This is a genomic window from Methanococcus voltae PS (genome assembly GCF_024807035.1).
GTDB classification, from domain to species: domain Archaea; phylum AGJL01; class Methanococci; order Methanococcales; family Methanococcaceae; genus Methanococcus; species Methanococcus voltae.
In genome coordinates this window covers 256,693-281,488 of record NZ_JANUCQ010000002.1, presented here as the reverse complement: position 1 = coordinate 281,488, position 24,796 = coordinate 256,693, and the positions used below count along the sequence as shown (strand labels likewise).

General features: G+C 27.9%; 19 protein-coding genes and 1 pseudogene. 16 read left to right on the top strand and 4 right to left on the bottom strand.

What is annotated here, in order from left to right; genetic code table 11:
* Window positions 1-108: 108 nt before the first annotated feature.
* Both M2325_RS04505 and M2325_RS04500 read right to left on the bottom strand, forming a co-directional pair.
* The gene (locus tag M2325_RS04505) at window positions 109-1,617 is read right to left on the bottom strand and encodes a flippase (RefSeq protein WP_259051618.1); all 1,509 of its coding nucleotides are present in this window, start codon (window positions 1,615-1,617) and stop codon (window positions 109-111) included.
* Window positions 1,618-1,841: 224 nt separating this feature from the next.
* Entirely contained in the window at window positions 1,842-4,442 is a 2,601-nt protein-coding gene (locus M2325_RS04500) for a DEAD/DEAH box helicase (RefSeq protein ID WP_259051614.1), read from the bottom strand.
* 266 nt (window positions 4,443-4,708) lie between these two features.
* Between M2325_RS04500 and aglA the strand changes: the two are divergent.
* From aglA to M2325_RS04460, 8 genes and pseudogenes are all read left to right on the top strand, one after another.
* Window positions 4,709-5,724, top strand: a pseudogene (gene aglA / locus M2325_RS04495) (GDP-2-acetamido-2-deoxy-beta-mannuronate glycosyltransferase AglA).
* 198 nt (window positions 5,725-5,922) lie between these two features.
* Window positions 5,923-7,677 carry an asparagine synthase-related protein gene (locus M2325_RS04490; RefSeq protein ID WP_259051601.1) on the top strand — a complete coding sequence of 585 codons (1,755 nt, stop codon included), beginning with the start codon at window positions 5,923-5,925 and terminating at the stop codon, window positions 7,675-7,677.
* A gap of 123 nt (window positions 7,678-7,800) precedes the next feature.
* A complete protein-coding gene (locus M2325_RS04485) occupies window positions 7,801-8,856 on the top strand; it encodes a glycosyltransferase (protein WP_259051588.1) in 1,056 nt (351 codons plus the stop codon).
* Between the two features lie 58 nt (window positions 8,857-8,914).
* Complete coding sequence (locus M2325_RS04480) at window positions 8,915-9,898, top strand: SDR family oxidoreductase (protein WP_259051585.1); 984 nt, start codon at window positions 8,915-8,917, stop codon at window positions 9,896-9,898.
* Between the two features lie 118 nt (window positions 9,899-10,016).
* On the top strand, window positions 10,017-11,036 hold the full coding sequence (locus tag M2325_RS04475; protein WP_259051582.1) for a PfkB family carbohydrate kinase: 1,020 nt from the start codon (window positions 10,017-10,019) through the stop codon (window positions 11,034-11,036).
* A gap of 4 nt (window positions 11,037-11,040) precedes the next feature.
* The gene (locus M2325_RS04470) at window positions 11,041-11,859 is read left to right on the top strand and encodes an FkbM family methyltransferase (RefSeq protein WP_259051573.1); all 819 of its coding nucleotides are present in this window, start codon (window positions 11,041-11,043) and stop codon (window positions 11,857-11,859) included.
* Between the two features lie 57 nt (window positions 11,860-11,916).
* On the top strand, window positions 11,917-12,474 hold the full coding sequence (locus tag M2325_RS04465; protein ID WP_259051571.1) for an SIS domain-containing protein: 558 nt from the start codon (window positions 11,917-11,919) through the stop codon (window positions 12,472-12,474).
* 63 nt (window positions 12,475-12,537) lie between these two features.
* Window positions 12,538-13,374 carry a class I SAM-dependent methyltransferase gene (locus tag M2325_RS04460; protein ID WP_259051561.1) on the top strand — a complete coding sequence of 279 codons (837 nt, stop codon included), beginning with the start codon at window positions 12,538-12,540 and terminating at the stop codon, window positions 13,372-13,374.
* Window positions 13,375-13,426: 52 nt separating this feature from the next.
* Here the strand turns inward: M2325_RS04460 and M2325_RS04455 are convergent, their stop codons facing one another.
* Window positions 13,427-14,488 (bottom strand): pantoate--beta-alanine ligase, encoded by a 1,062-nt coding sequence (locus M2325_RS04455; protein ID WP_259051558.1) that lies wholly within the window; start codon window positions 14,486-14,488, stop codon window positions 13,427-13,429.
* A 340-nt stretch (window positions 14,489-14,828) separates the two neighbouring features.
* Here M2325_RS04455 and M2325_RS04450 point away from each other — a divergent pair, with 340 nt between their 5' ends.
* The 4 genes from M2325_RS04450 to M2325_RS04435 all read left to right on the top strand — a co-directional run bounded on the left by M2325_RS04450 (window position 14,829) and on the right by M2325_RS04435 (window position 19,920).
* Window positions 14,829-15,422 carry an acyltransferase gene (locus tag M2325_RS04450; protein WP_209631774.1) on the top strand — a complete coding sequence of 198 codons (594 nt, stop codon included), beginning with the start codon at window positions 14,829-14,831 and terminating at the stop codon, window positions 15,420-15,422.
* Between the two features lie 91 nt (window positions 15,423-15,513).
* Window positions 15,514-16,863: a bifunctional sugar-1-phosphate nucleotidylyltransferase/acetyltransferase gene (glmU, locus tag M2325_RS04445; RefSeq protein ID WP_259051554.1), complete on the top strand. Its 1,350-nt coding sequence runs from the start codon at window positions 15,514-15,516 to the stop codon at window positions 16,861-16,863.
* 391 nt (window positions 16,864-17,254) lie between these two features.
* Window positions 17,255-18,679 (top strand): tRNA(Ile)(2)-agmatinylcytidine synthase, encoded by a 1,425-nt coding sequence (locus M2325_RS04440; RefSeq protein ID WP_259051552.1) that lies wholly within the window; start codon window positions 17,255-17,257, stop codon window positions 18,677-18,679.
* 230 nt (window positions 18,680-18,909) lie between these two features.
* On the top strand, window positions 18,910-19,920 hold the full coding sequence (locus tag M2325_RS04435; RefSeq protein ID WP_259051551.1) for a DUF1786 domain-containing protein: 1,011 nt from the start codon (window positions 18,910-18,912) through the stop codon (window positions 19,918-19,920).
* A gap of 77 nt (window positions 19,921-19,997) precedes the next feature.
* Here M2325_RS04435 and M2325_RS04430 read toward each other — a convergent pair whose 3' ends face one another.
* The gene (locus tag M2325_RS04430) at window positions 19,998-20,594 is read right to left on the bottom strand and encodes a MarR family transcriptional regulator (RefSeq protein ID WP_209590904.1); all 597 of its coding nucleotides are present in this window, start codon (window positions 20,592-20,594) and stop codon (window positions 19,998-20,000) included.
* A 350-nt stretch (window positions 20,595-20,944) separates the two neighbouring features.
* On the opposite strand from M2325_RS04430, the gene lysA reads away from it, so the two are divergent.
* From lysA to M2325_RS04410, 4 genes are all read left to right on the top strand, one after another.
* The gene (gene lysA / locus M2325_RS04425; protein WP_259051920.1) at window positions 20,945-22,237 is read left to right on the top strand and encodes a diaminopimelate decarboxylase; all 1,293 of its coding nucleotides are present in this window, start codon (window positions 20,945-20,947) and stop codon (window positions 22,235-22,237) included.
* Window positions 22,238-22,432: 195 nt separating this feature from the next.
* Window positions 22,433-22,771 carry a DUF167 domain-containing protein gene (locus tag M2325_RS04420; protein ID WP_259051548.1) on the top strand — a complete coding sequence of 113 codons (339 nt, stop codon included), beginning with the start codon at window positions 22,433-22,435 and terminating at the stop codon, window positions 22,769-22,771.
* Window positions 22,772-22,937: 166 nt separating this feature from the next.
* The gene (locus M2325_RS04415; protein ID WP_374759684.1) at window positions 22,938-24,260 is read left to right on the top strand and encodes a YcaO-related McrA-glycine thioamidation protein; all 1,323 of its coding nucleotides are present in this window, start codon (window positions 22,938-22,940) and stop codon (window positions 24,258-24,260) included.
* Window positions 24,261-24,307: 47 nt separating this feature from the next.
* Window positions 24,308-24,748, top strand: coding sequence for a UPF0146 family protein (locus M2325_RS04410; RefSeq protein WP_209590901.1), 441 nt, complete (start codon window positions 24,308-24,310; stop codon window positions 24,746-24,748).
* The last annotated feature ends 48 nt before the right edge of the window (window positions 24,749-24,796 follow it).

Below are 24,796 nucleotides of genomic sequence, written 5' to 3'. Positions count from 1 at the left end.
TTATTATCTATTTGTATAATTATATTACAATCTTTTTTATTTTAACGTATATGATGTAATTTATTTAAGTTATTTAAGTTATTTAATTTATAATAAATAATATTCTATTTATTTTTTTACAAGCGAAATAATTTCTTCAATATCTATAATTTTTAATCCAAATACCATCATCAAATAAGTTACTAAATATACTATTGAACCAGCCAATAATTTCCATAAATCTAACGATATAAAATTATTCAATAATATTCCAGGTATTAAACTTAAAAGTCCTATAATAATTAATTTAAACGATTCTTTGTATTTAATTTCTAATTTCATATTCTTTTTAATGTATTTTCCAATTAATACCTGAATAATCATATAACTAATTAATGTAGTAATCGAAGCCCCTAGACTTCCAAATGGGGGTACGAGTAAAAAGTTTAATATGACATTTACCAAGACTCCGATGTACAAAAATTTAGTAACTATTTGGGGTTTTCCTACACCCATTAATATGGTAAAACATATGGCATTAACGGACGAAAATAATGTACTTGCCATTAAGACTCTCACTGCATCTGCTACTGGTAAATAACTAGAGTTAAAGAACACCGTTATAAATTCTGAGGTATAATAACTCAAAAAAATAATTAATGGCAATGTCATAGCCATCAAATATTTAAATACATTTGTAATTGCATAATTTAACTCTTTTAATTTACCCAGTGTCCACAATTCAGATATTATAGGTAATAATACAACAGATATTGAGCCAACTGCCATATTAAGCAATGTAACTGTGGGTGTCGCAACGTTACGGTATTCTGCAACTGCTATCAATCCAGTAAATATTGTTAAAAATACACCATCGATACATGTTAAAATTACCGAAGTTGCAGAGTTTAAAGTTAATGGTACTCCAAATTTTAATAATTGGGACGATAAATCTTTAGATATTTTTGATTTCGTACTAAAATATTCGGGATATACTTTTTTGAATATCAAATACCCGTATATGATTATCAATAATATAGGAACAATTGAATAGGCGATTACAGGTACAAATACGTTATTTACTCCTAAAATCAATAAAATTACCGATATTAAAAATATACTTGTTATATTTGAAGGAATTATCGTTGCCAAATATTTTTGTTTTTGAAATCCTGTTAATATATTGCGAATTATGGTTAATAGTCCATCAAAGAAGAAATATCCAACAACCATTATCATAAATGCGTCAAAAGCAATCAACAAATTACTCGTATACTGCCCAGTACTATTTAAATAATTATTAACTACATATGGGCTTAATAATAATAACAAAGCTACCATTAATAGCATAAATGCCGTTTGAAATAAAAATACAAAGTTTACAGAAGATTTAATAGATTTGTAATCGTTTTTTGCTTTAAATTTTGGTATAAATACAGATAAGGAATATGATACTCCTAAACCTCGGAATACAGCCAAAATACTAAGTAAGTCCAACATTGCATAAAATAAACCTACCTCTGTTTTAGGTAAGTAATTTGCATATAGCATCCTTACCCCATATCCGATAGGTCCTGCTAAAACTCTTAGCATAAAATTCCAGCTGATTCCTTCAAAAGCTTTTTGTTTGTAACTCAAAATATCCCTTTTTATATTCCTATCTTAATTGATTAGTTTATATATGTTATATAAAACTTTTAATCTAAATATTTAATAATTTATGATAATCTCTAATATATTAAATATTCTATTTAATCTAATTTAATAACTGAAATTCCAGCTTTTTTAAAAATTACAAGAGATATTGTAATATACTTAGAAATAATTAAAAAATAATTAGAAAAATAATTAAAAAACTAAATTTAAAAGAAATTATCTAAAGTTTTTTGAATTTTTTTAGGTTTTTTATCTAAACTAGATATTTTTATATCTTTGTTGTCAATAATTATGTCATCATATGGGATTTTTAACTCTTCAAACACTTTGTATGCTATTTTACCAATAGATTTAACAACAAGCTCTTTTTTGGTGGCAATATCTGCTATAGTTTTTATATCGGAGTTGTAAAGTTTTCTAGCTCTTACTCTACCTAGGTTTTTTACACCTAATAATTCTACTAAATCGGATTTTGCACCATATTCAATACGTAACTGTAAATCTTCTATGGTTTTCTTAATAAACGTTTTTATACTTGTGTCGCAGTTAAATTCTTCAAAAGTTCCCGACATCTCTAAAGCCCTAAATATTTCACGCGTGGCATGAGAAATCCATTTAATTTGCTCAATTTTATAATTTAAAATACCTGCTTCTACTTTGTATTTCTCAAAAATATCTGTTTCTGATGCTTCGTTTATCCATTCTCTAATCATTTTTGAGGTTTTGTATGTACAGATATTGTCGTACTCTTCACAATCATTAAAATCAAAAGCCATCATTTCTCCAACTAAATCTTCATATTCGTACTTATTTACTCTTAATAGTGGTCTCAATTCTGTAGATTTGCACATAAAATATAACATTCGTTTTTCAACATCGGAAATACTTCTAGGGTCGTTAATATCAATTTTGTCCTTAGAAATTGATAGGATACCTTCAGAAATATTTTTAGCACTTAATGGGTCGATATATTGTTGTGCAGTAACATTACCCAATTTTGTAGATTTAAATGTAGTACTTTTATCTTTTATAAGCTCATATTCTTCGTAATTATATTTTTTACCCTTTTTTTCATTTTTAGTATTTTTAACGTTTACGTTTTTAGCACTTTTAGAATTGCCCAATATTAAATTTCCATTTTCATCAAAGGATATATTATTTATACTATATGCACTAGGTTTTAATTCTTCATTAGAATATTTAACGTAGTTTAAAATTTTTTCTTCTTTTTCAACTTTATAGTCTGTCTTTAAATTATTATCAAACTCAAAACCGTATTCTATAAATCCATTTTCCATTAAAAATATTACTTCATCTTTTATATCTTCTACAATTTTCTCATAATCCCCATATTGGACGGCATAAAACGTATTTTTCATAAATTGTTTTAATTGGTAAAATGAAACAATTTCTCCCGAGAATATGCTTCCAAGTATGAATATACGAAGTGTTTTTTTATTAGATATATTAGAATATATCTCTTCAGGTTTTCCCCTCAACATATAAAGGTTATCTCCAACTTCTGAGGACTTTTTAACTACTATAATACCTTCACCGTATGGGTCAAGTCCAGGACGTCCTGCACGCCCTATACATTGCTGTATTTCCATGTTGGGAATATTTGAAAACCCGGTTCCATCAAAACGCTTAGTATCTCTAATTATTGCACGTCTACAAGGTAAATTTAAACCTGCTGAAAGTGTTGGAGTACAGCAAATAACTTTTATAAGCCGTTTTCTAAACGCATCTTCAACCAACTTACGCTGTTTCATTGCTAAACCTGCATGGTGAAAAGCAACTCCTTTTTTAACACATTCTGAAAGCTGTTCACAGGTTTTAGATGGTTTTTCAAGAATATTTAAGATTTCCGAGCTAATTTCTGCTAATTCTTCCTTTTCTGTTTCCTTTAAATATTTTGTAAGGTCGTTCTTTTTAGCTTCAGAAACTGCATTACGTTTTGAACTACAAAATACTAGGCAAGAACCGCTACTTTTTATACAATCTAATATTAAATTTGATATTTCACTTTTGGAACTACCATAATTCTTTAAATTCTTACATTCTTTGTTTTTACCATTTTCACAAATAACTACCTTATAGTCTTCAATTTTATAGAAATCTACTTTATTTTCATCGGGATGATAAAGTCCTTTTTTAAGTTCTACGGGTCTCCACGTATCAACCACGAGCTTTGCATTTAACCAGGTTGCAAGTTCTTCAGAATTACCAATAGTGGCAGATAAACCTATTATTTGAATGGGTAACATTTTTAATTTTGTCAAAACTATTTCTAAAGTTCCCCCTCGTTCTTTATCACCCAAAAGATGTATTTCATCTATTATAACTACTGAAACATCATTTAACCATGTTGTATTCTTTTTCCTCATAAGGCTATCGAGTTTTTCAGATGTCATAATTATAATGTCGTATCTTGATAAATTTTCCTTACTATCGTAATCACCAATTGAAATACCTATTTTTAAACCAAATTTGTTATATTTTTCCCTAAATTCGTCAAATTTTTCTGTAGCGAGTGCTTTAAGTGGTACGATAAATAGTGCTTTCTTCCCACTTGGTAAAAATTCTAAATCACCAGTTTCATTGTTATTTTGGGATTTTGAAGGTTGTAATACATGATTTATAAACGCCATTTCCCCTATAAGCGTTTTTCCAGAAGCCGTAGGTATGCTAATTATAAAGTTTTTATCCTTTTCAAGTATTCCTTCTTTTAATACTTTTTCTTGAGGTGGTCGAAGGTTTTCTATTCCATTTTTAGATAAAACGTTCATTAAAAGTTCTTTATTCATTATTATCATTTCCAATAACTAATTTAAATTATAAATTTAAAATCTTCTATAAAATAAAATTATTCTAATTTGTGCTTATCAATTATATTGTATCTTTATTTAAATAAATACTGATTTTTAATTTTTATATTACTTTTAATATTCATTTTTAATTTACCTTTAAATTTAAAACAATACTTATTAATATCTTAAAGTAATAAATTATTATGATATAAACTAGCATACTGCATATATTATGAGTATTTAAGCTATTAAGGAATGAAATTATGAAAATATTAATGACTGCAACAAACCCGGTAACCAACGACCCTAGAATATTGAAAGAAGCAAAAGCCTTAATTGAAGCGGGACACGATATAACAATTGTTGCATGGGATAGAGAATGCAAAAATCCCTCTGAAACTACAAAAGAAGGTATAAATATTATAAGGGTTCCTGTTAGGGCATCTTACGGAAATATGAAGGAATTTATAAAAACATTGCCTATTTTCTATAAAAAAGCTTATAAAATAATTAAGAAATTGGATTTTGACGCAATACATACACATGATTTTGACACTGCTTTTTTAGGATATATTTTAAAGAAACAAGGTATAAAAAGTAAAGATACAAATAAACGCATAAAATGGGTTTATGATGTTCACGACTTGTACGAGAGTTTTGTTGAAAAAAATAATCCAAATTTGTCTAAAATAATTTCAAAACTAGATGGTATCTTTATGAAAAATGCTGATACTTTGATAGTTACTACAGAATACGTTAGAGATTTACTATCTAAAAGAATGCCTGAAGTTTCTAAAAAGATAACAATTGTTAGTAACTCAATAAATTCTCCAAATATCTTGTTAAAAACTGATAAATCAGAATTCATGGTATTTTACGGTGGAGTATTGTCCAGAACTCGGTATATCTTAGAAATGATGGATATTTGCGAGGAATTAAATATAAAAATGACAATTGCAGGAATTGGCGTTTTAGAAAATGAAATAAAAAAGAGATGTGAAAAAAGCAATTATTTAAAATTTTTAGGTGAATTACCCCATAAGGAGCTTTTAGAAGAAATGAATGATTATAGTTTAAATTTTGCAATTTATGACCCTTCCATACAAAATAATATGATTTCTGTTCCTAATAAATTATTTGAATCGATGTGTTTAGGAATTCCAATCATCGTGATAGAAGGCAGTTACATGGCAAATGTCGTTAAAACAAATAATTGTGGTTTAACAGTGCAATTTAACGAACAATCTGTAAAAGAAACAATTTTAAAATTAAAAACTGATAAAGAATTATATAAAACTTTATCTGAAAATGCTGTTAAAGCATATCCTAATTATACGTGGAATAAACAAGTTGAAAAATTGTTAAAAATGTACAATAGTTTTAAAAATTAATATATGTTAATAATATTTGTGATACATACAATTAAATTTATATCTAAACTATTATTAATATATTAATTAGATTATCGGGTGATTACATGTCTGAATTGTATCTCGAATATTTTAAAGATGGAAAAAATCCTAAAAATTTTAAACCAAATTTTAAATTATATGTTCCAAATAATCCATTTGAAGAAATTTCTGAAAAATATTCTATATTTTTTTACGATTTTGACTGGAAAAATGATTCTATAGTTAGGAATCCAAAAGAGTCTATTAACTTATCTATATTAAATGGGGAAATATTACCTAAGGAAAAGCGTTTTAACCCCGCGGATACAAATAATATAGATTATGGTGCTTTTAATATCGTAAATATTAACGAAAATTCAATAGATATATATAATGATATTTTTGCAATGTTGCCAATGTTTTATTACAATGATAATGATATATTTATAATTTCTTCAAAAATGAAACCTATTATTGAACGTTTAAAAACTCTTAAAAAGATATTGACAGAAGATAGCGTAGGAAAATATTTTTCCGCTTCATCAGGATATTTAATAGGTGATTATACATTCTACAAGGAAATAATGTATTTGAGACAAGGTAGAAAAATAACAATTGATTTAGGGTCGGATGATATCGTATTTTCAAGATATTATACTTATGATTATTCAAAAAAATATAGAAAAGAGACAATAACAGAAAACGAATTTAAAGAAATATTTGATATATTTGACGAATCACAGGAAAAGATATTGAACGAATATTCTAAAAACATTGGTTTAATGATTTCAGGGGGTTTTGATTCAAGGTATATACTTGCACAAATGGAAAGATTAAATTTAAAGCCTAAATTAATAAATATGGGTCCTAAAAATAGCTTAGATGTGATAATCGCTAAAAAAGCAGTAGATTTGAGCGGAATTTCTGAAAAATTATATAATATGGAATTAAATCATAATGATATATTGAATAATGTAGAAGATTATTATAATATAACGGAAGGATTTGAAAAATCACTAGTATATCATAATATGGTTAATTATAAAAACTGGTTATTGGATAATAATGTGAAATATTTATATAATGGTTATGCAGGAGATGCAGTTTTAGGAGGTACTTTTTATCTGAGGTTGGATTTTGATGCCAAAAGTATCTTCGAACAAGTAGTTTATTTAAGAGATTTAACAGCCGAGATAAAAACAAGAGACGATTGTGTAAAAAGAATCTTGAAAAATTTAGGTGCAGGTAAAGAAAAAGCTTTAAAAGAAAAATATCGAGATTTTAAAGAAATAAATTTGCGCGAAATCGTGGAAAGAGAAGTTGATCAAATTAAAGAAGAAATAAATTATGAGAATTATATGGATATATATATTCACTTTCAATTTCTAACAAGAGTGCATAGGCATGTATTATATTGTACTTTAACTAGTAGGAGCTTTGCCGAGTTTATTCATCCTTTCTTTGCATACAGAATGTTTGAAACTTCCATAAAAATTGATGATAATATAAAAACTCAACATGAACTTTATAAAAAATACTTAAGAGATAGATTTTCAAAATATGCAAAATTGAATAAATCCGGTTGGGGTGTTAATTGTTATCATTCACCGCAAGTTTGTAGATTTGGGGAGTATTTTCATGCATTTAAAAATCGAGTAATTGATAGTACAAATAATAAGTTAAAAAAACCAGTAATTAAAAAAGATTCATATTACGACCCAATTTATTGGTATTATAACTCCGAGGAATTTAGAAATTTCTTAGATAATGATTTAAAAGATGGATTTACAATTAGGCATTTGAAAAATCTGGAAAAATTATATAATATTAAATATAAATAAATTTTCGAGTATTTTTTAGATTAAATATATAATATATTAATAGAGTGTATTAAATTAATTGATAATCTAATTTAAATTAGTAGGTACTTTATTAACGATATAAAACTTGATTTCAGTGATTTTATGAAAATATTACTTATTTACCCTCAAGAACTTCTTTCTGGTAGTATTGTTTCTAGAAAGATTAAATGTATTTTGGAAGACCATGATGTGGATTTATACGGTGTTTCATCCCCCTTGGATTCCTTAAAAAAAGCGCTTTTTGGAGAAAAGTATGATGTCGTAATTGCCACATGTTCTTCTAGGAATATAACTGTTGCTCCATATTTTTTATTTTCAAAAGCTGACCAAAAAATATTTTTTCCATACGATATAAGTCACTTTTGTAAAATACCGGGTGACCCAATATATCGTTTAAAATGCAATATTGGATTATTATTGGAAAAATTAATGTTTTTAAAATCGGATAAAATTATTCACAAGGGTCTATCAAATGAATTAGAGTATTTGCCATTTTATGACTCCAAAATAAAAAATAAGTCAGAATATTTATTTAGAGAATTTTTAAATAATAATCTAATTCAAGAGTATAATCCAGATATAAAACTTTCAAAAAAAGATGGGGAAATACATCTAGTTTATGTTGGGGGGTTGTTCCTAGAAGATGTAATTATGTATGAATCATTTTATACATTTTATCCAAAAATAACCAATCAAAAAATACATTTGCATATTTATTCCAAGATAAGTCGAGAAACTTTGGACAGATTTAAAGAAATAGAAAAAGAAGATATGTATTTCCATTATGAGGGGGCGCTCTCACATGACGAATTAATAAAAGAGATTACAAAATACGATTATGGTATTCAATTATTTGGAAATGATAAAAATATTCCTTACAATCTATCTGCAAAACTTGCATTTTCAAATAAATTATACGATTATTGTTGCGCCAATCTCCCTATAATTGCAAATACCGAATTAGAAGCAGTCTATGAATTTGTAAACAATAATAACGAAGATTTGGGCGTATCCCTAAAATATACTGAATTATCTAAACTAAGCAATAAGTTAAAATATATCGAAGATAATGGATTATATGAAGTATATGTCCAAAATATCAATACATTATTTAAAAAAATAAATGTAAATTCATTAATTGAGTTTATAACTGAATAATAATATCATTATTAATGGTATAGTAATTTTAAATAATTAATATGTTGGAGATTTTATTATGAAAGCAATAGTTACTGGCGGAGCAGGATTTATCGGTAGTCATATGGTTGAATTATTATTAAAAAATGACTATGAAGTTATAGCAATTGACAACATGGCGAATGGTCAGTTGGATAACGTTGAAATTTTTAAAGATAATCCAAATTATCATTTTGAAAATATTGATATTGCAAAAGACTTCAACGATGAAATTTTTAAAGATGTTGATTACGTATTTCATATGGCGGCACTTGCAGATATCGTTCCTTCAATTGAAGAACCTATCAAATACCATGAAGCAAATGTTACAGGAACCGTTAGGATTTTAGAGGCCTGTAGAAAATACAATATTAAAAAATTAGTATATAGTGCATCATCGTCATGCTATGGAATACCTGATAACTATCCAACATCTGAAGAAGATAATATAAGACCGGAATATCCTTATGCATTTACCAAATACATTGGCGAAGAGTATGTTTTATTTTGGAATAAATTATATAAGCTTCCTGCAGTTTCATTAAGGTATTTTAACGTTTATGGAACCCGTGCAAGAACAAACGGAACTTATGGGGCAGTTTTCAAGGTATTTTTAAAACAAAAGCTTGAAGATGAACCACTCACAATAGTTGGAGATGGGGAACAAACCCGTGATTTTACGTATGTAACGGACATTGCAAAAGCTAACTTATTGGCAGCAATTTCTGAGTTAAATGGCGAAGTTTTAAACGTAGGTACTGGTAAACCGCAGTCTGTTAATTACCTAGCAGGACTTATAAGTGATAAGAAGACTCAAATACCAAAGAGACCTGGGGAACCTGATTCAACACACGCAAATATTGATAAAATAACTGAAAAATTAAATTGGCAACCTGAAGTTAGCTTTGAAGATGGCGTACAAATAATGCTTGATAATATAGATTATTGGAAAGAAGCACCTCTTTGGACTCCTGAAGAAATTGAAAAAGCAACAAAGTCATGGTTTAAGTACCTTGGGAAGTAAGCATATAGTAATTAACAATGGCATAACTATGAATTAGTATGGCCATTACGTTGCAAATTTATCAAAATCTTACTAAAGAATGGATTTTGTACTTATAATACATTAAAGAGGTTTTATGATGGATAGTACCACTAGTAATTTTAATATCCTAGAAATCCTTAAAAAATTTAATGATTTAAACGTTTTATTAATCGGAGAAACGATACTAGACCAGTATTATTTTGTAACTCCAAAAGGTAGGGCTTCAAAAGACCCTATGCTTTCTACACAATACGAATACGACGAAATGTATTTGGGCGGTATTCTTGCACCTGCGAAGCATCTTTCTAATTTCGTAAATTCTGTAGATGTAGTAACCCTTATCGGTGAAACTAATTCTCATGAAGAATTCATACGTAATAATGTTTTGGAAAACGAAAACGGAAATAAAATTAATTTAAATTTGTTTGTAAAAGAAAATTCTCCAACAATTGTTAAAAGACGATATTTAGAACCCGTAAGAAATTCAAAGCTTTTTAAAGTAGAATTTATAAACGATGAACCTATTTCAAAAGATTTGGAAGCTAAAATAATTGATAAACTAGATGAAATTATTAAACATAAAAATATCGATGTAATTTTGGTAAATGATTTTGGACATGGGATGATTACTGAAAACATAATACAATATCTTGAAGGTTGCAAAAAATATCTTGCAATAAATGTTCAAACGAATAGTGGTAACTATGGATTTAATCCAATTACTAAATTTAGCAAGGCGGACTTTTTATCATTAAATACGCTTGAATTACGGATAATTTATCAAAATAGACTAAAGAGTTATGAAGAATTACTCGACGACTTAATTAAAAATCATAATTTTGATAATGTATTATTAACATTGGGTAAAGAAGGTTGCCTATACTGTGATGGTACAAATTACTATCAAGATAGTGCTATTACAAAAAATACAGTTGATACCATCGGTGCTGGGGATGCAACATTCTGTTTAACTGCAATTGCAAACTATTTAAATGAAGATTCAAAGAATATTCCAAAATTCGCAAACGTTATTGGTGCAATAGCTGTGGGAATTATGGGTAATAAAGAAAGTATAACCAAAGATATGATTTTAAATTGTATGCATCATAAAGAGTGATATTATGAATATAACTTTACTAAATTTCTTAAGAAACCAATTTGTAAAAATAAACAACCCTTATTTATATATTAAATTAAAAAGTTTAATTGACTATAAATATTGTTATAAAACTAATACATTAAGTTTTAAACATTTAGGGGAGAGATTCAATGTTAAACTAGGTAATAAAATCCATCCTTTAGAATTTGCATTATATTATACTGAGTCAGCAATGTATAAATATTTTAAACATTACATTCCGAAAGAAGGGGATATTGTAGTAGATGGAGGAGGATTTACAGGTGCTTTAACCTATTATTTATCATATCTAGTGGGAAAAACTGGAAAAGTATATGTTTTTGAACCTAATAATGATAATAAAGATAAAATAGAAGAATTAATTAAATTAAATTCCTTAGATAATGTAGTTTTAGTTAATAAAGGATTATACAATAAATCTTGTACTTTAAAATTATATGGCGATGGTTCGTCAGGAAATATAAAAAACTTATATGATAATGAATTTAAGGAAGAAATTGAAGTTGTTAGTTTTGACGAGTTTGTAGATGAATATAATCTTAAATCTGTGGATTATATTAAGTTAGACATAGAATCTGCAGAAATTGAATTTTTAGAAGGTTCGAAAAAAAGTTTTGACAATAAAATTATTAAAAATATGGCTATTGCATCTTATCATAACATTGGTGTGAATAAGAGAACCTATCCGATATGTGAAAAAATATTAAAAGATTATGGATTTAAACCAAAAACCGAATTTTCAGAGGGGGACACTCCATTTGTAACATATTATAATATTAATAATTTTAAAGAAGACGAGTAATTTAATTTATAATCAATGCTAATTGCAAAAACTAAATAGAATATGTTAGGTGAAATTATGGAATGGATAGAATATAAAAATTTAATAATAGAATTATTAAATAATCTTGAAATAAGTCCTGATATTCTAAATACGTTAAAAGATTCTATAAAAAATAACCAAAGGATATATATCGCAGGTAATGGGGGTAGTGGAGCTACTGCAGCACATTACATGTGTGATTTATCAAAAGGAGCAGTTAAAGACTGGGAATCTAACAATAAAGAGAATAGATATAAGGTTCATTCACTTACTACTGAAATGCCTTATTTATTGGCAATTGCAAATGATGCGGATTACAATCAAGTATTTAAACAGCAATTGATAAACCTGGCAGAACCAAAGGATATATTAATTGCTATATCAGGGTCTGGTAATAGTAAAAATATCATAGAAGCGGTTGATTACGCAAATGAGATTGGTATGGTTACTATAGGTATTAGTGGATATGACGGTGGCAAGTTAAAAGAAAAATCAAAATATAATCTACACGTCAATTCTTTTGATATGGAAGCTTGTGAAGATGTGCATAGCATAATTGGTCACTTCATAGCAAAATGGTTAAAGAGCCATTAATTTATTATTTAATGACATCTGTATTTTATATATTTAATATATTTAGTAGACATTGGTGGAATAATGGAATTTTTATCCGGATTTATTAAAACTAAGGATAATTTATATGTAAAACCTTGGGGAAATGGAATGGCATACGCCAATTACCCCGTTTTATCTTTTATAAAAAAATCTTTAAAATACATATCTAGTACTGATAATAATATGATAGATATCGGTGCAGGAGATGCACCTTATAAAATATTATTTAAAGAATATGTCAAAGAATATACTACTTTCGATTACCCTGATTCCAACAAAAATTTTGAAAAAAGGGATGAAATTAATTTGGAAGGTTCTCTGTCTGATGAAAATTTAAAATTGCCTAAAAAATATGACATTGCACTATGTACTGAAGTTTTAGAGCACGTGCCAAATTTGGAATTGGCATTTGGTAACTTAAATAAAATCTTGGAAAAAGGCGGTTTGTTACTTTTAACGACGCCTTTTTTATACCCTTCACACATGCAACCCTATAATTACTTCCATTGTACAAAATATGGATTATTTGAGCTTGCAAATCGTTATAATTTTGAAATAATATATTATGAATCTAGAGGTACGATATTTTCAACCCTTTTTTTGATATGTTATTCCTTTTTATATCAAATCTTCGGAATTATTAGTTTGCCTTTAAAGTTAATAAGCCCTAAACTCTATAAATTGGTAATTAAATTTTATGAATTAGTTTTTAATATAGTTACGTTACCAATTCAATTAATTTTATATATAATTGACAAATTTGAATTGATATTTAGAAATAATCTACCTCTAAAACTTAAAAATAAGTATGACGATGTAATATATGGTAAATATTCAAATGGAACAATGCTCGTATTAAGAAAAAAGAATGATATTTAAATATGTCAACTATTTTTATACTTTTATAAAATATTATTATTAGTATTATTATTTATTTAATAGATTTTTTAAAAATTTCCATTATTTCATCATATTCTTTTTTAGCATCTATAAATTCAATTTTTTCATGAAACTCCATTTTTAAATTTTCACACAGTAATTCATCGTCTTTTCTATCCCCAATTACAAAACAATAGTCGAAATCTTCGATACTTAGATTACATTTTTTAAAACTTTTACTAACCATCATGATATTCGGCTTTCTACAAGAATCTTCTTTTTTTACAATGAAATTGCTATCAAAGTTTTCAATGCCCTTTAATTTTGCGTATTCAGTATCTACAACTGGGCTATACTGCCAATCTTCAATAATTATACCTTCATTTTTAAGTAATGAGGCTATATATTCGTTAACAGCTTCTACAGTACTACAATCAAAATAGTTCCAGGCAACGCCGGCTTGATTGGATATTACTATATTTTTAACTTCGTATTTTTGTTGTAATTGGATTATGGCGTCAATTACATTCCTTTTTAATAATACTTCATTTTTCCAATCTTTGTTTTTCCCCAAAAAGTTTTTTTCTTTTATGATTGTGCCATCCCTATCGAGTAGTAATAAAACTTTTTTACGGTTTAAATTTTGTAAGTGGTTTATCAATCCGCTTGTGGATAATTTTACATCGTCTGTGAATTTAAGTTGCCCCCCTGTAGATTCAATAGCTTCCTTTTCGGATAAAATACCCGGAGTTTGCTTACCAATATAATCAGGACCTTTAATATAATAATCAGGTTTTAACGTTTTAATTACATCAGTGCCTGTTTTATAAGGGCTAATCACAACATAATCTACAAATTTCAATGCAGCAATAGCATATGCCCGTAAATCTTGGTTAAATATTGGTCTATTGTCTCCCTTCCTAAGTTTAACAAAAAGGTCGGAAGTTAGGGATACGACAAGATTATCGCAAAGTTTGGATGCACTTTCAAAATGTTTGATATGCCCAGGGTGAAGTAAGTCAAAGGTACCATGACAAAGACCAATTTTTTTACCTTCTTTCTGTAATTTATTTACGATTTCTTTCATTTCCGTAATTGATTTGATGTTTTCCAAATTAAATTCTTTTTCCGTATTTATTTTGTAATTTTTGATACTATCACCGTCAATTTGAACATATAATTAACTAACTTTATAAGTTATCTCTTATTATGTGATATATTGTTAATTCACAATATAAATTATTTTATAAACACATTTAAGGAAATATGTTCATAATATTATTGTGTAATTATTTAATTATGGAATAATTGATATATCAAATATAAAGTGTATTAAGATAAATAACATATTTTATATGATAATAATTTATAGTTTATAATTATTATGTAATATTTATAACTCGATATATAATAAAAAAGGATAATTAGGAATTTAAGATTATATGGTGGGGAAAATGATTCATGAAACAGCAATAGTGGAAGAAGGCGCAAAAATAGGCAATAATACAAATATATGGCATTTTTGCCACGTACGAAAAGATAGTGAAATAGGAAATAACTGCAATGTTGGAAAAGGATGCTATATCGACGTAAATGTAAAAATAGGAAGTAACGTAAAGATTCAAAATGGCATAAGTGTTTATCAGGGCGTAGAAATAGAGGATAACGTTTTTTTAGGTCCGCACATGGTTTTTACAAATGATTTATACCCAAGAGCTTTTAATACTGATTGGAAAATTGAAAAAACACTTGTAAAAGAAGGGGCAAGTATTGGAGCAAATGCAACGATAATTTGTAATAATAAAATCGGTAATTACGCAATGGTGGGCTCAGGAAGTGTGGTTACAAAAGATGTGCCCGATTATGGTTTAGTTGTGGGTAACCCTGCGAAATTAATAGGTTTTGTATGCAAGTGTGGATTAAAACTAGATTTAACGAATATAATGGAAGAAACAACAGATTATGTTGTTGTAAACTGTGATTCTTGCGGAGAAACAATATTACTTAATAAATCAGATTTTGAACTGATTAATTCTCCTACTAAATAATTATAATACTATAACTTATATATTAATTTGAATAAATAATACTTAATATTATGACTTAAAACTAAAACTATTAACAGTAATAAGGTAAATCATGTCAAAAAAAGAAAATCAAGAAAATCAAGAAAAAATATCCAAAAATAATTTAGATGTTTTAATATTATGCGCTGGAAAAGGAACACGTCTAAGACCCTTAACAGATAATACGCCTAAACCTATGATACCAATAGCTGGAAAACCGATAGTTGCACATTTGGTCGATAAAGTAAAGGATTTTGTAGATAATATTTACATATTAGTCGGTTATCAAAAAGAAGCAATAGTTGAATTTTTTAACTCAAATGAAGAATATAAAAACCATAGTATTCATTTTATAGAGCAGAAAGAACAATTAGGGACTGGTCACGCAGTTTTAATGTTAAAGGAATATTTAGATAATAAAGGTACTTATGAAGATTTAAATGATTTTCTTGTTATAAATGGAGACATAGTATTTGAAGACGACCTTAATAGTTTTTTAAATGATAATATTGACGATTCTAAAAATTATATTGGAGCTTTGGAGGTTTCCAATCCTGAAAACTTTGGAGTTATAGTGACAGATTCTAATAACAACATTTTAAAAATAGTTGAAAAACCGCCTAAGGAAGAATTACCTTCTTTAAATTCAAATTTGGTTAATGCAGGTATTTATAGATTTAAAAAAGACATATTTGATATTTTAAAAGATTTAAAGCCTTCTAGTAGAAATGAAATTGAATTACCTGACGCAATAGATGAATTAATCAAAAAACAGCAAATTAAGGCGATAACCATAAAAGGCTACTGGGACGATATTGGTAGGCCTTGGGATGTATTAAAAGCTAGTAAAGAGCTTTTAAACAATATAAAATCAGATATTAAAGGAGAAATTCAGCAAAACGTTGTAATTGTTGGAAATGTTGTAATCGAAGAAGGAGCAGTAATTAGGCCAAATACGGTAATTGAAGGGCCTAGTATCATAAAAAAAGGTGCTGATATTGGACCTTTAGCTCATATTAGACCTTACACAGTACTTATGGAAAATACTCACGCAGGAAACTCTTCTGAAATTAAAAACACACTAATTATGGAGGGTAGCAAAATCCCTCACCTATCTTATGTTGGAGATAGTGTTATCGGCAAAAACTGTAATTTTGGATGTAATACCATTACCGCAAATTTGAGATTTGATGACAAACCTCCTAAAGTCAATATAAAGGGAGTTCCGACAATAAGTACGCGCAAAATGGGGACTATAATGGGTGACAATGTAAAAACGGGTATTCAGGTTTCATTTATGCCGGGAGTAAAAGTAGGTAGTAATTCTTGGATAGGGGCAAATTCAATAATCGATAAAGATGTGGAAAATGACACAATCGTATTTAAAAAACAAGAGATTGAAATCATAAAAAAGAAAAAATAACCTTATTTTTTTAAATATTTTAACCATCTTAACTTTTTTTAAGATTAAATGGTACTATATTTTGATAATATAGATATATATAATATGAATTTAATATAATCATTATCCAAATAACTAAAAATATCTTAAAAATATTGAACTGAAAATAATAAAATAAATAAGAAAATGATTTTAAATACAATACCTGAGAGTACAATAAATGATATTTTAAAACTTACTAATTTTAATTCAAATTCAAAATTATGGTAAACAATATATTATAATATTTGATAACATAATATGGTATAGTATAGGTCATTAAAACAAATTGATAAAATATACCTATAACTAAAATATAAGCCTTAAAATCTAAACTTTAAACCTTTAAAACTCTATTTTACTTGGTGATTTGATGTATATCGGAATTGATGATACGGACAGTAGAGAGAAGTACTGTACAACATATGTGGGTACTTTAATTGTAGAAGAGCTACTTAAATTGGGTTATATACTTGAAGAACCTCGTTTAATAAGAATGAACCCCATGGTAAAATATAAAACCCGTGGAAATGGGGGAGTTTGCCTTAAAATCATCGGCAAAAAGGAAGCTGAAAACGAATCTAAAACGGAATCTCAAAAAGAACAAAATTCGGAAAAAACAATTATTAAATCTCCAAAACCTACTAAATCCATTAGGTCTATTAAATCACAATTATATCCTGAAATAAATGAGGAAAGTTACAAATTGTCAAAATCCGAATATTTAGAAGTGAAAACACTAGTTACAAGTCTTGTTGAAAAATACACCGATTTTCATTGTTCAACCACAAATCCAGGAATTGTGTTAATAAATTCAAAATTAACAAGGCAGAAAAAGGCAATTTTAAAAAATTACTACAATAGGGTACTTATTGAAATTGTAACTTTGGATGAAGCAGAAGAAATTATAAAAAAGGTTGGCGCCGAATACGTGAAATATAAAAAAGGGCTCGGTATTATCGGTTCTTTGGGTTCAATATCTTCATATTTCGCAGAAAATCAAACATATACATACGAACTTTTGGCATATCGAGAAAAGGATAAATGGGGTACTGAACGTTATGTACTCGATAGTTCAGTTGTAGAAATGGATAAGCTCACATATCCCTATACTTTTAATAACGTAGACAATAACAAAAATATCATAGCTCCAAATACAAAATGCCCTGTTTTATATGGCGTACGTGGAGTTTCAAAGGAAATAGTTTTAAAAGCTAAAGATATCATAGAATGTGAAAATATAGATAAATTTATGATATTTAGGACTAATCAGGGTACCGACCAGCATTTAAGATTAATGAATATCGCAGATGCTAAGGAAAATACAGGGGCGATTTTATCCGGTTGTGTTACCCAGGAATTTAAGGAAATAAGTGGTGGGCACGTTTTAATTGAATTATCGGATAATACTGGTAGTATAAACTGTATGGCTTACGAACCAACCAAAAAATTTAGGCATATAATAAGGGAATTGGCAATCGGCGATTTAATAACTGTTTATGGTACTATAAGAGAAGAGCCTTATCAGTTAAATATTGAAAAAATAAACGTTGTAAAGCTTAATAATATCTATGAAAAGGTTAAAAAGTGTGAATGTGGCGGTACATTAAAATCTAAAGGTATATCCAGTGGTTATAAGTGTAACAAATGCGGAAAACGGTTAAAATATGATGAGATTCCCAAGATACAAGTAGTTAGGAATTTAAGGGAGGGATTTTATGAAGTACCTCCATCTGCAAGACGTCATTTGAGTATGCCATTAAGTTTAATTAACTATTTACCTAATAAATTAAGATAACAAATAATAATAATAAATTAATAATAAATTAATAATAAAATAAGAATAAAATAATAAAAATAACTTATTCTACTTACTTTTTTTTAGTTTTTGTAACTAACGTTGATTACAAAACATAATATTATTTATATGGTAAAAAACATATTTAACATAATTTCTCATAAGAAAAAAGAAAACATTTTTGATAAAAATTTTAAAAGTAACTTGAAGTAACTCGATAATGTGATATTATGGATATTTTTTGCATCGATATTGGAAACGGCACCCAAGATATAATATATTACAATGATGAAAAGAACATCGAAAATGCCGTAAAATTAATATTACCCTCCCCTACTCAAATATTGGGCAGTACTATTTCTAAAATTAAGGAAAATTTAAGAATAGACGGCGAAATAATGGGCGGTGGAGCTGTAAGCTACTATATTTTAAAGAAAATAAAACAAGGCTACACTGTAGAGATATCTGAAGACTGTGCACAGACCATAAGGGATGATTTAGACCAAGTTAGGGCAAAAGGAATTATTATTAAGGATAAAATAGAAAACCCGAACGTAATTTTAAAGGATTTGGATTTTAAAATGTATAAAAGTGTATTTAATACTATAAATACCGATTTCGAACCTGATTATGTATGTGTAGCTTGCCAAGACCACGGTTTTGTAAAAGGACAAAGTGATAGGGTAACACGGTTTAAATACTTTAAAGAAAAACTCGGAGAAACAAGAAATCCCTACGATTTTTATTTTGAGAAAAAAACAGGTTATTTTACCAGATTTAACGCTATTTTAAACTCATTAAACAGCGAAGGTTACAAAGGTTTTGCAATGGATAGCAAAATAGCATCTGTATGTGGAATTATGAATTATGCAACTGAGCAAAAAATAGACGAATATATTGGATTGGACATTGGAAATGGTCACACTTTGGGCGTTTCAATTAAAAATAATCTTATTTACGGGTTGTATGAACATCATACTAATATGTTGACTAGGGAAAAACTATTGGAGTATAATGAAAAACTTAAAAGTTGTACCTTAACAAATGAAGAAGTTTTTAACGATATGGGACATGGAGCTTGTCCTTTAGAACCAATAAACCTATCTAAAACTTATATCGCAGGACCTAATAGGCGTATTTTCAAAGATTATGGAGAATATGCTTATTCAGGCGGTGATGTAATGATTACTGGCTGTATAGGTCTTTTAGATACTTTAAATCATAAATTAAATATAAAATAGATATTATTAATTATTATTAATTATTATTAATTATTATTTTAGTTTATTTTATTTTATTTTTTAATTTTGAGCTTAAATTATTCTTCGTATGATTTTTTACGAGTAAATGTATATTTTACTTCCGTATTAAGTAAATTTAATCCTTTTTTATTTTTTTCAAGTGTTTTATCCATTTCAGAAATTAACGATTCTACATTGAAAACATCAATTTCAACGTGTAAATTTTTGGTAACTAATAGGTAATTATCATGAAGTATGTAGTTAATAGGCTTGTTAAAGTAATCCATAATCAATTTTAGAATTTTTAAATAATTTCTTATTTGATACGAATTACCATATTTTAAAATAATGGTTCCATTTTTTTCAAAAGTTTTACAATTATCATATTCCAAAGCAACTTTTCGAACTATATTCATACAGAAATCTTCTAATAATTTACTTTTTTCGTATTCATCCATGATAAACTCGTAAGGAGCTATTAAAAAGTATATTGAGGTATTTTTTGGACCTCTAACTTTTCCAACAATTTTTTTAGATATCAGGGTATTCATAGATTTTGAAACGTTTCTAAGCGTTTCATGTTTTGAAACGCCTACTAATTCTTTTAAATCGTTAGTAGACAGAATACCGTCGTTTTTATAGAATTCAGTTAATATTTTATCTTGAGAAACCATATTTTCAGCCTATTTAATATTGTTAGTTACCTATTAGTACAATTTTTTAGTATTTTAGATAATTTACACAATTTAGATATTTTGGACATTGTTATTTTCATTTTTCCTACTAAATTTAATTTTTGATTTAATTTTTCAATTTTATTACAGATTATATAATTAGTTTATCATATGTTATATACTTTATCCCACTTACTCACCGATATCACATAACAGCAGATGTTAAGTCCAATGAAACCTGTGACTAAAACTGCAAAACTTTAAATACTTGCTAATCAAATGTTTTAAAAACTACTTATGGTGAGACCGTGGTAAAAAATTCACAAGAAAACATTTTTCTCGGAAATGACATGATATCCAAAAAGGATGGTATATTACACATCGATGGCTATAAAATCGAAGAAATAGCAAAAGAATACGGCACTCCTTTGTACATAATGAGTGAAACTCAAATAAAAAGTAATTTTGATAAATATACTCAATCATTCGATAGGTACACCAAAGAAACAGGAAAAGAAGTAATATTTTCATTTGCATACAAAGCAAATACAAATCTTGCAATAACAACACTTTTAAACAAAATAGGCTGTGGGGCTGACGTAGTAAGCGGTGGAGAGCTCTACATTGCTAAATTATCAAAAGTGCCTTCAAGTAAAATAGTATTTAATGGAAACTGTAAATTAGTTGAAGAAATAAAAATGGGTATAGAAGCAGACATTAGAGCTTTTAACGTAGATGGTATAAGCGATTTAATCCTTATAAACGAAACTGCAAAGGAAATGGGAAAAATAGCAAACGTAGCGTTTAGAGTAAATCCAAACGTTGACCCTAAAACCCACCCTAAAATTTCAACAGGTTTGAAGAAAAATAAATTTGGATTGGATATAGAAGATGGAACAGCTTTAAAAGCCATAAAAATGGCTGAAGAAATGGAAAACGTAAAATTTGTAGGAATCCACTGTCACATTGGTTCACAATTAACTCAAATTGACCCATTCGTTGAAGAAGCACACAAATTAATGGAATTCATTGTTACTTTAAAAGAAGAGGGCATAGAAGTAAGAGACCTCAACATCGGTGGCGGTTTAGGTATCCCATACGATAAAAATACAGAAATTCCAGTTCAAGCTGACCTCGCAAAAGCTGTAATTGACACAATCGTAAGTTACAGCGATAAAATAGAACTTCCAAACTTAATCGTAGAGCCAGGTAGAAGTATCGTAGGAACTGCGGGCGTTTTAGTTGGAAAAACAATCCACAGAAAAGAAACAAAAGTAGCTAATTGGATAATGATTGACGCAGGTATGAATGATATGATGAGACCAGCAATCTACGAGGCATACCACGAAATAACACCTTGTACAATCAGAGATGGAACCGAGGAAGTTTTAAATATTGCAGGTGGTTTATGCGAAAGTTCAGACGTTTTTGGAAAAGACAGAACTATTCCAACAATAAAAGTTGGAGATTACGTCGCAGTACTTGATGTAGGGGCTTACGGTATAAGTATGGCAAATAATTACAATTCAAGGGGAAAACCAGCTATGGTTTTGACCAATGAAAAAGAAATTAACTTAATACGTGAAAGAGAATCTTTAGCAGATTTAATTGCAAAAGATATCGTACCAAATCACTTATTATAAAAATATTTAATTTATTAATTCATTCATCATCATTTAATTTACTTTTTTTACAGAATTTTAAGATTTTAAATAATTAATAATTTATACAAGATATTCGATAATTTATACCGTATTTTTATAAATCATTACTCAATAATCAATATTAGAAATTTAACAATTTATATTAAAATCTATAAATCCATTAAACGCGATAAGATGAATAATTCACCAAAAGAAACTAAATCCAAATCCAATTTATTGGATGAAGTAGTAAAAGAAGCCGTTGACGGCACTTATATAAATATAGACGTTACTACAAATGCGCGGACTAACGAAATCGGAAAAATAAACGAATGGCGTAAAAGGTTAGAAATACGTATAAAACAACAACCTATTGAAGGTAAGGCAAATAAAGCTATTATTAAGTTTATAAAATCAGAGTTAAATTTAAAAACAGACGTGGAAATAGCCACTGGCTCCACAAATAGTCAAAAGACATTATTTTTTAGAGATTTGGATAAAAATACTGTTTTATCTAAATTAAAACTATTATAAATAATAGAATAATATTAAATTATTATATTTATTAAATTATTATTGTGATACCATGGATAATTTGCAAAAAGATACTAATTCAAAAAATATTACCGATACTAATAGTACTAATACCAAAATAAATTACACTTTGGCGGCATACAGACTTTGTACTCCTGAAGAAACAATGGAAAAGGTAGAACCAATCTTAAAAAGAATTGGTGTGACTAGAACAGCTAGGATTGACGGTCTTGACCGTATTGGCATACCTGTTTATTCTTCAATACGTCCAGAAGCTAAAGAAGGGGCTATAAGCGTATATGCGGGTAAGGGAGCAACAGAAACACAAGCAAAAGTTTCTTCGTCAATGGAAGCAATAGAGAGATATTGTGCTGAACAAGACGAACATACGCTTTTAAAATCAACTAATAATCCAAAAAATCCATTGGAATTAAGTGAATTAATAATACCAAATTTAAATATGTTGATAACCCCTAAATTGAACAATAATCCAAAAACTGATGCAGATAACGATAAGGATAATACTGATAAGGATAATAAACATAAAAATAAAGAAAATAAAGAAAATAAAGATAATAATACGAATATGGATAATGGTAAGTTAGATGATAATTATAGTTTAAATAATTCGAATTTAAATCTTTCAGCGGTTGAATGGGTTGAAGGTTACGATATAACAAACGATGAGTACGTAGACGTACCCGCAAACAGTGTATTTCACCCTTATGAGGCAAATACTGGCAAATGGTTATTTAGAAGTAATACAAATGGTTTAGCGTCCGGTAATTCTTACGAAGAAGCAGTCTTTCACGGAATACTGGAAGTAGTAGAGCGTGACGCGTGGAGTATTTCTGAATTATCAAGAAATACATACAGGAAAATAAATTTACAAAATGCAAAAAACCCCCTTATACACGAAATGCTATTAAAATTTAGAAAAGCAAAAATAAACGTCATAATCAAAGACTTAACAAGTGAAGTAGGCATACCTACAGTTGCGTGCATAAGTGATGAAGACGTGCTTAAAGACCCTGCACTTTTATGTATGGGTGTAGGTTGCCATTTAGACCCTGAAATAGCAGTTATAAGAGCATTAACTGAAGTGGCACAAAGTAGAGCAACTCAAATTCACGGGGCTAGGGAGGACACTGTAAGGGCAGACTTAATCCGTAAGGTAGAATACGACAGAATGAAGAGAATTCAAAGAAGATGGTTTAATCATAAAGAAGAAATAGATATCGCAGAAATAAAGAATTGTGCAAGCTATGACTTAAAAACAGATATCGAAACTGTAAAAACTATGTTAAAAGATAATGGATTCGATAAAATCGTTGTATTAAATTTAAATAAGGCTACCGTGGATGATGTAAACGTGGTACGAGTAATTATCCCAAAAATGGAAGTCTACGCCGTAGATGACGCTAGAATCTCCAAAGATGTAAAAGAAAGAATTAAAACTAATTTACTCGGTACTAGAAAAATTATCTAGAAATATGGTATAAAAATAATAAAATAAAAATAGAATAAAGTGATAAAATGATTGTAAAAGAGTTTAAGGAAGAAAAATTTAATCTTGTAAAACCTTTATATGATTATCTTTTGGAAAATTATCTTTTTGAAAATCCAGATTTACAAATTTTGGAATTGGGCGTTGGTTTTTACTTTGAAATGGCTTTAAAATTAAAGAAAAATAATTATAACGTTACAGTAATGGATTTTAACCAAAAAGCAATTGATAACGCAAATTATTTGGGATTAGATGCTTTCAAAGATGACCTTTTTAACCCGAATCATAGTTTGTACAGAGAATATGATATAATCTATTCTGTACGACCACCGCGTGATTTACAGAATGATATATATAATATTGCAAAATTAAACAACTGTAAGCTTGTTATACAGCCATTATCTAATGAAACACCATTGGAATCTTTAAAAGTCATAAATTATAATGGGAAAATACTTTGTAAATTGTAATATATATCGATAAAAATAAGAATAAAAATAAGAATAAAAATAAGAATA